The following is a 13,823-nucleotide window of genomic DNA, read 5'->3' as shown; positions in this document are numbered from 1 at the left end:
GTGTAGTCAGTTAACCTGATGGATATGATTATGGAACTGACAACACGCACGCTACCTGAGCGCAAACACATTGCTCTTGTGGCGCACGATCACTGTAAACAAATGCTGCTTAACTGGGTTCGCCGCCATCAGTCTTTGCTGGAAAAACACGCCCTGTCGGCGACCGGTACAACCGGTAACCTGATCCAGCGCGAAACGGGTCTGCAGGTGAATGCGATGCTGAGCGGCCCGATGGGCGGCGATCAGCAGGTCGGCGCGCAGATTTCCGAAGGGAAAATTGATGTGCTGATCTTCTTCTGGGACCCGCTGAACGCGGTTCCGCACGATCCGGATGTCAAAGCGCTGCTGCGCCTGGCGACGGTGTGGAATATTCCGGTAGCGACAAACCTCTCGACGGCGGATTTCATCATCGAATCGCCGCAGTTTAACTCACCGGTAGATATCCTTATTCCGGACTATCAGCGTTATCTTTCAGAGAGATTGAAGTAGCTTTTTTAGCCGGGTGGCGGCTACGCCTTACCCGGCCTACCCATCCTTGCCCGGCGGCGTTATGGCTTCCGCGCCACCGGCACATCTATACTCTTCAAAATATCGACAAACACGGATGGCTCCTCTTTATTGAACAGCAGCCACACGCGATGGCGCGCGCGGGTCATTGCCACATACAGCAAACGCCGCTCTTCGGCATCCGGGAAATCTTCCGGCTCCGGCAGCAGGGCCTGTTCCATCACCGACTCACGGGCCGGGGCCGGGAAACCGTCGCTCCCCTCTTTCAGCCCCACCACGATCACATAATCGGCCTGCTGCCCTTTGCTGGCATGAATCGTCATAAATTCAAGCTGCAGTTTCGGCCAGCGGGTGGCGGCTTTTTCCAGCGCCTCAGGTTTAAGGTGATGGTAGCGTGCCAGCACCAGGATACGCTCATCGGGCTTCGCGTAGCCGCTGAGCTTGTCCAGCAGCGGTTCCAGCTGATCGTCCGCCAGCAGGGTCACTGCTTTTTTATCCCCAGGCCGCAGGCTATTGAGCGGTTTTGCCAGCTGATGAGGGTTCTGCTGGATAAAGCGGTTGGCGATTTCACCAATCCGTGAATTGAAGCGGTAGGTCGTGTCCAGATCGCTGCGATCGCCTTCGCCAAAATAGTGATGGAATGCGGTCGTCAGCGAAAGCTGTGCCCCGCTGAAGCGATAGATGGCCTGCCAGTCATCCCCCACCGCAAACAGAGAGGTATGTTTATTTTGTGCCCGCAGCGCCGAGAGCAGAGCCGCACGCTGTGGAGAAATATCCTGGAACTCATCCACCAGAATATGTTTCCACGGGCTGACAAAACGTCCCTTTTCAAGAATGATGATGGCTTGATGGATCAAACCGGAGAAATCGACCGCATTTTCTTCTTTCAATGCTGTTTTCCAGGCCTTCAGCAGCGGCGCCATCAGCTTGACCCGCTTCGAAAACAGCTCGCGGATTGGCTCCGGCGCGCTTTCAATCATCTCAGCCTGCGATCCGCCGTGCATTCGCATCAGGCTGACCCAACGGTCAAGTCGCGAACCCAGCCGACGCGCCAGTTTGTCATCCTGCCAGAAGCTGCCCTCAGGCACCTCCCAGTTAAGCTCCTCTTCCAGCCACTGACGCCACCCTTTCGCCTGCGCCTTTTTCTCGCTGCACTGCTGGCGCCACGTTTTGATGAACAGCGCCTGACGCGCCTGCGCGTCGTTTTCCAGCTTACTGATGGAAGGCACTTTTTTACTGCCCTGCTGAATAATATGCAGCGCAAGGGCATGGAAGGTTCTGGCCGTGATATCCCGGGTGTGCAGGCGCTCCTGGATCCGTTCGTCCATCTCCTGCGCGGCCTTACGGCCAAAGGCAAGAAGCAGAATTTGATCGGCGACCGCTTCCCCGGTTGTCAGCAGCCAGCCGGCACGCGCGACCAGCACCGACGTTTTACCGCTACCGGCTCCCGCCAGCACCAGCAGCGACTGCTCGCCGTTGACCACCGCGCGCGCCTGAGCCGGATTGAGCGGTGAAGATTCCACCGTACTGAAAAAATCGGCGTATTGGGTAAGCATGGCATCCGTCCAGGCCTGGTTATGGGCGAGACGGCTTTTATCCTTTTCATTCAGCCAGGCCTGACACTGGCGCCAGGCGTCGCGACAGTTGTCAAACTCGTCGAGACGCGTCACGGAGAGCGGCAGCGCCGAGAGTGCCTGCCGGATCTTTTGCTGCAGGCCGGCAGTCTGCTGACGGGTCAGCCACGCGTGCTGCGCGTTGCTCTGGGCGATATCGTCCAGGACCTGCTGCAGCACCTGGGCGGCAATTACGCTCATATCCTGGCTCCACTGCTGCCAGAGTGCGTTCAGATGATGATGGAAACGCTGGGTTTCCGCCCACTCGGTACCATGAAGACGCACGACTTTATCGTCAGGCAGAACGAACTCCAGCTCGCCCCACACCAGACCGCGCTTGCAATGAATAGCCAGAAGCTGATTAAACGGAATAAGGTATTCGTGGCGTTCCCCGGAGACTTTCACCCCGGCATTAAGGAGAACAACCCTGTCGTAAGGGTGTTGTGCCAGGCGTTTGCCCAGCGACGTTGCTTTCAGTTCCATGTTCCGCCAAATCCACGAAGAGATAATTTACCTGACAGTTTAACTGCCAGTTTTAAGGTGCTCCAGCCTAAAAAAACGTTACAATCATTGGGCGTTAATTATATCGAAAGGAAGTGAGCGTTTATGCGTACCGTTCTGAATGTGTTGAATTTTGTGCTGGGCGGTTTTGCCACCACCCTTTCCTGGCTTTTTGCCACGCTGGTGAGCATCGTCCTGATTTTCACGCTTCCCCTGACCCGTTCCTGCTGGGAAATCACAAAACTCTCCTTAATCCCCTACGGGAATGAAGCCATCCACGTTGACGAGCTGAATCCGGAGAGCAAAAACGCTCTGATGAATACGGGCGGAACCCTGCTTAACATTCTGTGGCTGATTTTCTTTGGCTGGTGGCTGTGCATCATGCATATTTTTGCCGGTATTGCACAGTGCATCACGATTATTGGTATTCCTGTGGGGATCGCAAACTTTAAGATCGCCGCTATCGCCCTTTGGCCCGTTGGTCGCAGGGTTGTTCCGGTAGAAGTGGCCAGAGCGGCGCGCGAAGCAAACGCGCGCCGTCGTTTTCAGTAAATAAGGACTGGCCGCGTTTATGCTAAGCCCACTGCTTCACCGTTATACCTGGAACAGCACCTGGCTTTATAACGTCAGGATATTAATCGCGCTTTGCGGCACGGTTGCCCTGCCCTGGTGGCTGAATGATGTCAAGCTCACCATTCCGCTCACGCTGGGGGTGGTCGCCGGGGCGCTGGCGGATCTGGACGACCGTCTGGCCGGGCGTTTACGTAACCTGGTCATTACGCTCGTCTGCTTTTTTATTGCGTCAGCTTCCGTTGAGCTGCTTTTCCCGTGGCCCTGGCTGTTTGCCCTGGGCCTTACGCTCTCAACCAGCGGGTTTATTTTGCTGGGCGGGCTTGGGCAGCGCTATGCCACCATCGCGTTTGGTGCATTGCTGATCGCTATCTACACCATGCTGGGCGTTTCCCTGTACGACCAGTGGTACCAGCAGCCGGTTCTGCTGTTGCTGGGCGCCATCTGGTATAACCTGCTGACGCTAACCGGTCATCTGATTTTCCCGGTTCGCCCGCTGCAGGATAACCTTGCCCGCAGCTTTGAGCAGCTAGCCCGCTATCTGGAACTGAAATCCCGGCTGTTCGACCCGGACATCGAGGAAGAAAGCCAGGCACCGCTCTACGATCTGGCCCTGGCAAATGGCCAGCTGGTCGCCACCCTTAATCAGACAAAAGCTTCCCTGCTTACCCGTCTGCGCGGCGATCGCGGTCAGCGCGGAACACGACGGACGCTTCACTACTATTTTGCCGCCCAGGACATTCATGAACGCGCCAGCTCCTCGCACGTTCAGTATGCCGCCCTGCGCGAGAAGTTCCGCTACAGCGACGTGATGTTCCGCTTCCAGCGTCTGCTGTCCATGCAATCCCAGGCGTGCCAACAGCTCTCGCACTCCATTCTGCTGCGCACACCCTATCAGCATGACCCCCGCTTTGAACGCGTATTCAGCCATCTTGATGCGGCACTCGACCGCGTTCAGGCCAGCGGAACGTCACCGGAACACATCAAAGCGCTGGGTTTTCTGCTTAACAACCTGCGTGCGATTGATGCCCAGCTGGCAACCATTGAGTCCGAACAAGCGATGGCGCTGCCGGGCAGTGAGGTGGAAAACCAGCTTGCTGATGACAGCGTACACAGCGTTAGCGATATGTGGCTACGGCTGAGCCGCAACTTTACGCCGGAGTCGGCTCTCTTTCGGCACGCCGTGCGAATGTCGCTGGTGCTGTGCGTGGGGTATGCCTTTATCCAGATTACCGGGCTGCATCACGGCTACTGGATCCTGCTGACCAGCCTGTTCGTCTGCCAGCCGAACTATAATGCCACCCGACATCGTCTTGCGCTGCGTATTATCGGCACGCTGGTTGGCGTCGCGATTGGCCTTCCGGTGCTCTATTTCGTGCCCTCCGTTGAAGGTCAATTGATCCTGATCGTGATCACCGGCGTGTTGTTCTTCGCGTTTCGCAACGTGCAGTACGCCCATGCCACCATGTTCATCACGCTGCTGGTGCTGCTCTGCTTTAACCTGCTGGGTGAAGGGTTTGAAGTCGCCCTGCCCCGCGTGATCGATACCCTGATTGGCTGTGCGATTGCCTGGGCCGCGGTCAGCTTTATCTGGCCGGACTGGCGTTTCCGAAATTTGCCGCGCGTGGTAGACAGGGCGATGAACGCCAACTGTCGATACCTTGACGCGATCCTGGAGCAGTATCATCAGGGCCGCGATAACCGCCTGGCTTACCGGATAGCCCGCCGCGACGCGCACAACAGTGATGCGGAACTGGCCTCCGTAGTCTCTAACATGTCGACGGAGCCTCGCGCCACGGCGGATATTCGTGAGACCGCGTTCCGCCTGCTCTGCCTGAACCATACGTTCACCAGCTATATTTCGACGCTGGGCGCTCACCGTGAGAAACTCACCAACCCGGGTATTCTCAACCTGCTCGATGACGCCGTCTGTTATGTCGATGACGCGCTTCATCATCGACCAGCCGATGAGCCGCGCGTTCAACAGGCGCTGGATGAACTGGCTCAACGCATTGCGCATCTAGACCCGGGAAATGACAGTAAAGCACCTCTGGTGCTTCAGCAGATAGGCCTGCTTATCGCTCTGCTGCCTGAAATTTGCCGGCTGCAACAGCACATTGCTACCTGGAGGAGTGATTCTCCTGTGGCTCAGTCAACGCATTAAACCACTCCGTGAGCTCCCGGCGAATGTCTGCCGGGAGTGCCGCTTCATGCAGCCCCTCGATAGCCCCTTCCAGCGCGAAGAGTACTTTAATACTCAGCGCTTTATTTTTTGCCCGCATCTTTAGCCAGCACGCCCTGGCACCAAGCTCCCGCAACATTTCCTCATTGGTGATGCCAGCTTCAAAGAGCAAGACTTCAAGCTGAAAGGTCAGGTTAGGCAGATCCTTTAGTCGGTTTCGTTGATGGCGCTGATAACGCTCTTTTCTTGCCGCACTGAGCGCAAACGAGGAGAGCTGAAGTAACCGCTCCCTGTCCTGCCATAATCCGTCATCAACACGATAATAGTTGAGCAGCACCGGACGGCCTCGCTTCATCAACGTCAAAAAAGAGGAGGCATTTTTTACACAGTATTTGGCACTCTCCTCACAGGCGCGAAGGTAAAGCTCGCCATCTGAGACCATGGCAAAAACAGCATCATCCACCGCAAGGGTATAGCCGCCAAACAACGCGCGGTGATGAATCTCGCCCAACGGGGAGAGGTATTCCTGAGATTTATAAATCCGTTCATAAGATATCTTTTTCATGATATTTCCCTTCAAAATCATAAAGTAACAACTAAATTTCTTACTAGCGGATCCGTTAGCAGGAAAATAGGCAACTTAACGTCGTTGAGCAAGATGATTTTTCGAGGAGCATCAAGATTGAATGAATTTTGCGAGTCGCTTTCCGAAAATGAGGTTGATCTTTGGGTATACAGGGGTTACTGTATATCCATACAGTAACTACAGGGCTGGAATGAATATGCACACTTCAGGCTATGCAAATCGCGCTACCTCTCTCTCTTCTGCTGCAGGCAATGTCTCGCAGAATTCCATCGAGCGTGTTTCCACGGGGCTTATCAGTGAAGTGGTTTATCGTGAAGACCAGCCCTTGTTAACGCAACTTCTGTTACTGCCGTTATTACAACAGCTCGGTCAGCAATCGCGCTGGCAGCTTTGGCTCACGCCTCAGCAAAAGCTGAGCCGTGAGTGGGTTCAGTCCGCCGGCCTGCCGCTGACGAAAGTCATGCAAATTAATCAACTCTCGCCTTGCGATACCGTTGAGTCGATGATCCGCGCGTTACGCACAGGGAATTACAGCGTGGTGATTGGATGGTTACCGGAAGAATTGACTGAAGAAGAACATTTCCGTCTGACTGAAGCCGCTGAAGAAGGGAATGCGATCGGGTTCATTATGCGTCCGGTTCGATCGGATTCTTACCGCAGAGGACAACTTTCTGGGCTAAAAATTCACTCAAATTTGTATCATTGAGTGAAATTAAGATTTTTCCTGGAATTTTTTTTGACCGCAAGATGGGATTTAAGTTCCCGACCTAAAAATTGCGGCAAGGCTTGTCTGGTGCGGTTCTCCTTAATTTTATTGCACAAAATTCGTTCGAAAAATGTTAAATAATCGGTATACGGAACTTTTTTTTTCATATGCCTGACGGACTTCACACTTGTAAGTTTTCAGCTACGTTGTAGACTTTACATCGCCAGGGGTGCTCGGCCTAAGCCGAAGATATCGGTAGATTTATATTTGACCACGCCCCCCGGTGAAGGATTTAACCGTGATTCTCTCTTGAGACTTTCATGGCGAATTTTGGATGATAACGAGGCGCAAAAAATGAAAAAGACAGCTATCGCGATTGCAGTGGCACTGGCTGGCTTCGCTACCGTAGCGCAGGCCGCTCCGAAAGATAATACCTGGTATGCAGGTGGTAAACTGGGCTGGTCTCAGTTCCACGACACTGGCTGGTACAACAGCAGCCTGAACAATGATGGCCCAACTCACGAGAGCCAGCTTGGTGCAGGTGCGTTCGGTGGCTATCAGGTTAACCCGTATGTTGGTTTTGAAATGGGTTACGACTGGTTAGGTCGTATGCCATACAAAGGCGACACCATCAACGGCGCTTTCAAAGCACAGGGCGTTCAACTGACCGCTAAACTGGGCTACCCAATCACTGACGATCTGGACGTGTACACCCGTCTGGGCGGCATGGTATGGCGTGCTGACTCCAGCAACAACATTTCTGGCGACAACCATGACACCGGTGTTTCCCCAGTATTCGCTGGTGGCGTTGAGTGGGCTATGACCCGTGACATCGCTACCCGTCTGGAATACCAGTGGGTTAACAACATCGGCGACGGCAACACCGTTGGTGTTCGTCCAGACAACGGCATGCTGAGCGTAGGTGTTTCCTACCGTTTCGGCCAGCAAGAAGAAGCAGCACCAGTTGTTGCTCCAGCGCCGGCTCCAGCTCCAGAAGTACAGACCAAGCACTTCACTCTGAAGTCTGACGTTCTGTTCAACTTCAACAAAGCGACTCTGAAACCAGAAGGTCAGCAGGCACTGGATCAGCTGTACACCCAGCTGAGCAACCTGGATCCTAAAGACGGTTCTGTAGTGGTTCTGGGCTTCACCGACCGTATCGGTTCTGACGCTTACAACCAGAAACTGTCTGAGAAACGTGCTCAGTCTGTTGTTGATTACCTGATCTCTAAAGGTATCCCAGCTAACAAGATCTCCCCACGTGGTATGGGCGAATCTAACCCAGTTACTGGCAACACCTGTGACAACGTGAAAGCTCGCGCTGCACTGATCGACTGCCTGGCTCCAGATCGTCGCGTAGAGATCGAAGTTAAAGGCATCAAAGACGTTGTAACTCAGCCAGCGGCATAAGTTATCGTCTTATAAAAAAACCCCGCCATGCGGGGTTTTTTATTGTCTGAAGAAAAGTAAAAAATCTACTTTTTACCCAACAGAGCCTGAAGGTCGTTCTTCAGCGTCGACATCTGGTTGGCGTACTTCTCTTTATGTTCTGCATCCTCAATCAGCTGCACGATGGTTTCCGACAGCGTTTTTCCCCGTCGTTGTGCCAGCCCGGCCAAGCGCTGCCAGACAACGAACTCAAGGTCGATTGATTTTTTGCGAGTGTGCTGATGCTCAGCATTAAAATGCCGTTTGCGTCGCGCGCGGATAGTTTGCTTCATCCGGTTTAACAACGCAGGATTGATGTGTTTCTCAATCCACCCGTTAACCTGTACCGGTTCATTTTCGAGGGTCAGCAAAATATCCACGGCTTCTTGCGCAGCGCTGGCTTCGATATAGCAGGTGATCAGCTCCCCTTCACGGTGCTTTTTGACCAGGTATTTCCATTTCCAGCCGCTTTCGAGATTTTCCAGTTGTTGATATTTCATTGCGATCTCAGTGTTACCACGTAACTCTGTTCAGAATATCAGTTTTTTAGCAATCTGCTGAAAAGAAATCATATCCTGTGAGTGAATGCATCCAATCACCCTGTCGAAATCCCCAATCCTGCTTGGGTACAGCCCCCCGCTTACGGTATACTCCACGCTTTTACATCTGACTAAAAAACATCAACTTTGACCATTACGAAACTTGCATGGCGTGACCTTGTTCCGGATACCGAAAGTTACCAGGAACTGTTTGCACAGCCCGAACTCGCAAAAGAACACGAATTCATCCTTAGCGATACGCAGCCCCGTTTGCATTACGCGCTGGAGCAGGTGTTAAGCCCCTGGGCAACTGCGCCCTTCATGCTGCTCAAAGCCCCGGAAGAAGCGGAATACCTGACGCTGCTCGGAGATGCCGTGCGCCAGCTGAAGCCGGAAGCGAACGCCGTTTTTGGCGGGCAGTATCGTATTGCGGGACATGATGTCACTTTCGAACCTGCGGCGCAGGCCGATGGCGCTTTTGCCGCTAAGGGCGAGGTGGTTACCGCTAACTGGGTCGAGGCGGAACAACTCTTTGGTTGTCTGCGCCAGTTTAACGGCGAACTTTCGCTGCAGCCGGGGCTGGTACATCGCGCAAATGGCGGTGTTCTCATCATCTCACTGCGTACCCTGCTCTCGCAGCCGCTACTGTGGATGCGTCTGAAAACCATCGTGCATCAGCAGCGTTTCGACTGGGTCGGCTACGATGAGTCTCGTCCCCTGCCTGTCTCGATTCCGTCTATGCCGCTGTCGTTAACCGTCGTGCTGACGGGCGACCGTGAGTCGTTGGCGGACTTCCAGGAAATGGAGCCTGAACTGGCTGAGCAGGCGGTATATAGCGAATACGAAGATAATATCCAGATTGCCGATGCCGACGATATGGCGCAGTGGTGCCAGTGGGTGATGACCGTTGCAGAACGTTTTGCGCTGCCAACGCCTGCGGCTGACGCGTGGCCAGGCCTGATCCGCGAAGCGGTGCGCTATACCGGTGACCAGGAAACGCTGCCACTCTGCCCGCTCTGGATCGGCAAACAGCTGCGTGAAGTGGGTGTGATTAGCGGTAACGGTGCGTTCACCGGAGAGCAGCTCACCCAGATGCTGGCTCAGCGAGAGTGGCGAGAAAGCTATCTTGCTGACCGTATGCAGGATGAAATTCTGCTGGAACAAATTCTGGTGGAAACCGAAGGCGAACGCGTCGGGCAGATCAACGCCCTGTCGGTGATTGAATTTCCTGGCCATCCGCGCGCATTCGGGGAACCGTCCCGTATCAGCTGCGTTGTGCATATTGGCGATGGCGAATTTACCGACATCGAACGCAAAGCCGAGCTGGGTGGAAACATTCACGCCAAAGGCATGATGATCATGCAGGCGTTTTTGATGTCTGAGCTGCAGCTTGAGCAACAGATCCCCTTCTCGGCCTCGCTGACGTTTGAGCAGTCCTACAGCGAAGTGGATGGCGATAGCGCCTCTATGGCTGAACTGTGCGCCTTAATCAGCGCCCTGGCGGAAGTGCCCATCAATCAGAACATCGCGATCACCGGCTCGGTGGACCAATTCGGTCGTGCCCAGCCTGTCGGCGGCCTCAACGAAAAAATTGAAGGCTTCTTCTCTATCTGCCAGCAGCGCGGTTTAAACGGCAAGCAGGGTGTAATTATTCCTGCTCCTAACGCACGCCATTTAAGCCTCAGCCAGGAGATTCTGGATGCGGTTGAACAAGAGCAGTTCGCCATCTGGGCCATCGAAGGGATTGAGGATGCACTACCCTTACTGACAAACCTGGTATGGGATGGCGAAGGGCAAACCACCCTGATGCAGACTATCCAGGAGCGCATTGCTCAGGCAACACAGCAGGATGCTCGTCACCGTTATCCATGGCCGTTACGCTGGCTGGGCTGGTTTAGTTCGAACTGATCGGACTTGTTCAGCGTACACGTGTTAGCTATCCTGCGTCCTTCACTAAAATAAGGCTTACTGAGAACATGGTAGATAAACGCGAATCCTATACAAAAGAAGATCTTCTTGCCTCTGGTCGCGGCGAACTGTTTGGCGCAAAAGGCCCACAGTTGCCGGCCCCGAACATGCTGATGATGGACCGTGTCGTGAAAATGACCGAAACCGGCGGCAACTTCGATAAGGGTTACGTAGAAGCAGAACTCGATATCAACCCGGACCTGTGGTTCTTCGGTTGCCACTTTATTGGCGATCCGGTAATGCCTGGCTGTTTGGGCCTGGATGCCATGTGGCAGCTGGTTGGCTTCTATCTGGGCTGGCTGGGTGGCGAAGGTAAAGGCCGCGCACTGGGCGTGGGCGAAGTGAAATTCACAGGCCAGGTTCTGCCTACAGCGAAGAAAGTGACCTATCGTATTCACTTCAAGCGCATCGTAAACCGCCGCCTGATTATGGGCCTGGCAGATGGTGAAGTACTGGTCGACGGTCGTCTGATCTATAGCGCAAGCGACCTGAAGGTTGGCCTGTTCCAGGACACTTCTGCGTTCTGATCGTGCTTTTCGAACCCCGGAAAGGCGAAACCTCCGCAATGCGGAGGTTTCTTTTTTGAAAGAGACGTTATCAGGCTATGAGTGCCCTGTCGCCGATGGCTTCTCGCCAGCCTCCAAGCCACTGTGACCTTTGATTTATCGTCTGATAAGGACACATTTCTTTAGAACGTCCAGCGATGCCGGCCTGATAACCACGTTGATGAGCCCGTTCCAGGCGATCTCGTTTCTGTCTCTTCATGCCTCGTTTCCCTCATTCTTTTGTCTGGTGGAAAGAAAACAGTGTCTGCACTATCTGCACAGGCACAGATAACGAATACCCCGAATTAGTCGCATCGTCAATGTTCAAAATTCATACGGGTGTCATATCTGTGAGCTACATGGAAGTTCATTTGTACAAAAATTGTGACGTGGCACAAGTAACAACCTGAGTTGAAAACGAAAAAAAACCGCAATCAGCGACAGGCCAACTGCGGTTTTAATGATGAATTTTACTTATGGCAGCCGGGAAATCTCCCTCGCGATACTGGCCGACTCCTGCGCCCAACCCTGAGCCAGGACTTTCACCATTTCGTCATAGCCATCCTTCTGCTGCTTCAGCTCCAGATGGAAAGGACGCTTAATCAGCTGCCCCTGATGGTTCAGCAACCACTCCCCGCTGATCACCACCGCACCGTCATAGCGGCCGTGGAAGCCCGTTACGGTGACGTTCAGCGTATCCTGATCGTTACCCAGCGGCTGCGACGCGACTACCCAGCCCGGAAGCTGGCTGCCCAGGTTAGCCACCAGCGTGTTGCGCAGCTGCTGATCCAGCGGGCTGGCCCACAGGTTGTTGGTCGCAATCACGTATTTAACGTCGCTGGTCTGATAGACCACGCCGTTTCCTGCCAGATAATCCGGCACGGCGACCTGCTCAACCCACAGCTGGCGGTTTCCCTGACTGGCCGTGCTTTGCCCACCGCTGTGGGTTGCCACAGGCAGCTGATAATAACTTTTATTATCTCCCCCTGAACTGCACGCCGTTAACAGCAGAGCGCCAACCATTAATAGCCATTTTTTCATTCTTTTGCCCTCTTCGGCTCAGGATCCTTTTTATCTTTCGCTTCGAACACCAGCGCATTGCTCTTCTCGTTGAGCGTTTTCAGCACCGGCTGCAGTTCACGCAGGACCTGATCAAGACGCTGCATATCTGCCACCATCTTGTTATAGGCCGCAGATCCCGGCTGGAAGCCCTGCATACTGCGGTTCAGCTCACGCAGCGTTTTCTGCATGTCCTGCGGCAGCTGCTGCATGCTCTGGCTCGCCGTGATCTTGTTAATGTTATCCAGCGTGGTTTGCAGACGGCGCATCGTTGCCTGGCTTTCGCTCAGCGAGTTTGTCGCCGCTTCAATCATCGGATTCAGTGGCAGATTGTTGATCTTGTCCAGCGTCTCCATCAGACGCTGCTGGATCTGCGCCAGACCGCTGCTCACCGTTGGGATGATCTTGTAGCCGCCGAATTCACGGATACCGGTAATCGGCGGTGCTTTCGGGTAGAAGTCCATATCCACATACAGCGCGCCGGTTACCAGGTTGCCGGTTTTCAGCGACCCGCGTAGACCGCGTTCCATCAGTTGGGTGATATGGGTAGCGATATCCTGATTTTCACCAATCTGGTTAAGCAGACGCTCTGGTTCAATGCGGATCAGCACCGGAATGCGATAGTCATCATCCAGCATCTGGCTCAGACCCGGGACGAAGAACGGCACTTGCCCAACCGTACCGAGGCGAATACCGCGGAACTCAACGGGCGCCCCCGGCTGCAGGCCGCGAACGGAGTCTTTGAAGAACATCAGGAAGTCAACGTGATCGGTATAGAGTGCATCCTGAATGCTTTTTTGATCGTCAAAGAGGCGGAAAGCAGTGTTCTCTGCAACCGGCTGCCCCAAATCCAGGCCTTCCGGCACGTCAAAACTCACGCCGCCGCCAAACAGCGTGGTCAGCGAACCCATTTCAACGCGCATGCCTGCCGAGGTCAGATCCACCGCGATCCCGCTGTCTTTCCAGAAACGGACGTTGCTGGTGACCAGGCGATCGTTTGGCGCATTGATGAAGAGCTGATAGCTAATTGCGCGTTTCTGCGGATCGAACGTGCTTTTCTCAACCGACCCGACGCGGTAGCCGCGGAACAGGACCGGGTCGCCGGCCGTGAGCTGACCTGCTTTTTTGCTGTCGAGGATCACGCGGATGCCCTTGGCATCAGGCGGCGCAAGCGGCGGTGAATCCAGAAGCTGGTATTTGGCAGGCTGGTTACCCTTAGCGCCGGGCTGCAGCTCTATGTAGGCGCCCGAAAGCAGCGTTCCTAAGCCGCTGATCCCTTCACGCCCTACCTGCGGTTTAACGACCCAGAAAACGGAATCGTCGTGCAGCAGTTTCTCCATGCCGGCATTAAGGCGCGCCTTAATCTCCACATGGGTTAAATCGTCGGTCAGGGTTGCGCTTTCGACCACGCCCACATCCACGCTACGGCTTTTGATGGTCGTTTTACCGCCCTCAATCCCCTCGGCATTGGTGGTTATCAGCGTGACTTCCGGTCCCTGATGGCTGTAATGATAAAACAGGATCCATGCACCGATCAGCGCGGTCACGATGGGAAAAATCCACACCGGTGACCAGTTTTTGACCTTCTGCACTTTCGCCTCTCCACTCTTATTTTCCAT

13 protein-coding genes are annotated in these 13,823 nt (G+C 54.3%); 7 read left to right on the top strand and 6 right to left on the bottom strand.

Annotation, left to right across the window (positions count from 1 at the left end; genetic code table 11):
* The first annotated feature begins 30 nt into the window (after positions 1-30).
* The gene (gene mgsA / locus ACW9E7_RS06205; protein WP_045330803.1) at positions 31-489 is read left to right on the top strand and encodes a methylglyoxal synthase; all 459 of its coding nucleotides are present in this window, start codon (positions 31-33) and stop codon (positions 487-489) included.
* Positions 490-548: 59 nt separating this feature from the next.
* Here mgsA and helD read toward each other — a convergent pair whose 3' ends face one another.
* Positions 549-2,603, bottom strand: a complete 2,055-nt coding sequence (helD, locus tag ACW9E7_RS06200; RefSeq protein ID WP_458727416.1) for a DNA helicase IV — start codon at positions 2,601-2,603, stop codon at positions 549-551.
* A 123-nt stretch (positions 2,604-2,726) separates the two neighbouring features.
* Here helD and ACW9E7_RS06195 point away from each other — a divergent pair, with 123 nt between their 5' ends.
* Together ACW9E7_RS06195 and yccS are read left to right on the top strand one after the other, a co-directional pair.
* Positions 2,727-3,173: a YccF domain-containing protein gene (locus tag ACW9E7_RS06195; RefSeq protein WP_111964540.1), complete on the top strand. Its 447-nt coding sequence runs from the start codon at positions 2,727-2,729 to the stop codon at positions 3,171-3,173.
* A 19-nt stretch (positions 3,174-3,192) separates the two neighbouring features.
* The gene (gene yccS / locus ACW9E7_RS06190; protein ID WP_458727415.1) at positions 3,193-5,355 is read left to right on the top strand and encodes a YccS family putative transporter; all 2,163 of its coding nucleotides are present in this window, start codon (positions 3,193-3,195) and stop codon (positions 5,353-5,355) included.
* Here the strand turns inward: yccS and ACW9E7_RS06185 are convergent.
* Positions 5,312-5,938 (bottom strand): TfoX/Sxy family DNA transformation protein, encoded by a 627-nt coding sequence (locus tag ACW9E7_RS06185; RefSeq protein ID WP_127730297.1) that lies wholly within the window; start codon positions 5,936-5,938, stop codon positions 5,312-5,314. The two genes, yccS and ACW9E7_RS06185, sit on opposite strands and share 44 nt — an antisense overlap.
* Before the next feature lie 217 nt (positions 5,939-6,155).
* Here ACW9E7_RS06185 and sulA point away from each other — a divergent pair, with 217 nt between their 5' ends.
* Positions 6,156-6,665 (top strand): SOS-induced cell division inhibitor SulA, encoded by a 510-nt coding sequence (gene sulA / locus ACW9E7_RS06180; RefSeq protein ID WP_111964573.1) that lies wholly within the window; start codon positions 6,156-6,158, stop codon positions 6,663-6,665.
* A 354-nt stretch (positions 6,666-7,019) separates the two neighbouring features.
* Positions 7,020-8,075 carry a porin OmpA gene (ompA, locus tag ACW9E7_RS06175; RefSeq protein ID WP_023311028.1) on the top strand — a complete coding sequence of 352 codons (1,056 nt, stop codon included), beginning with the start codon at positions 7,020-7,022 and terminating at the stop codon, positions 8,073-8,075.
* Positions 8,076-8,140: 65 nt separating this feature from the next.
* On the opposite strand, the gene matP is transcribed toward ompA, so the two are convergent.
* Complete coding sequence (gene matP, locus ACW9E7_RS06170; RefSeq protein ID WP_008499929.1) at positions 8,141-8,593, bottom strand: macrodomain Ter protein MatP; 453 nt, start codon at positions 8,591-8,593, stop codon at positions 8,141-8,143.
* A 186-nt stretch (positions 8,594-8,779) separates the two neighbouring features.
* Between matP and ACW9E7_RS06165 the strand changes: the two genes are divergently transcribed.
* Positions 8,780-10,540, top strand: a complete 1,761-nt coding sequence (locus ACW9E7_RS06165) for an AAA family ATPase (RefSeq protein ID WP_458727414.1) — start codon at positions 8,780-8,782, stop codon at positions 10,538-10,540.
* 68 nt (positions 10,541-10,608) lie between these two features.
* Entirely contained in the window at positions 10,609-11,127 is a 519-nt protein-coding gene (gene fabA / locus ACW9E7_RS06160; RefSeq protein ID WP_008499931.1) for a 3-hydroxyacyl-[acyl-carrier-protein] dehydratase FabA, read from the top strand.
* 70 nt (positions 11,128-11,197) lie between these two features.
* Here the strand turns inward: fabA and rmf are convergent, their stop codons facing one another.
* The 3 genes from rmf to pqiB form a co-directional block, all read right to left on the bottom strand.
* A complete protein-coding gene (gene rmf, locus ACW9E7_RS06155) occupies positions 11,198-11,365 on the bottom strand; it encodes a ribosome modulation factor (protein WP_013097261.1) in 168 nt (55 codons plus the stop codon).
* Positions 11,366-11,619: 254 nt separating this feature from the next.
* Positions 11,620-12,186, bottom strand: a complete 567-nt coding sequence (gene pqiC, locus ACW9E7_RS06150) for a membrane integrity-associated transporter subunit PqiC (protein WP_008499932.1) — start codon at positions 12,184-12,186, stop codon at positions 11,620-11,622.
* Positions 12,183-13,823, bottom strand: a complete 1,641-nt coding sequence (pqiB, locus tag ACW9E7_RS06145) for an intermembrane transport protein PqiB (RefSeq protein WP_136194632.1) — start codon at positions 13,821-13,823, stop codon at positions 12,183-12,185. Before pqiB ends, pqiC begins: the two co-directional genes overlap by 4 nt.

It is taken from the genome of Enterobacter sp. H2G27 (assembly GCF_054403075.1).
Note: the sequence above shows the minus strand (reverse complement) of the source record. Positions and strands in the feature narration are given on the sequence as shown.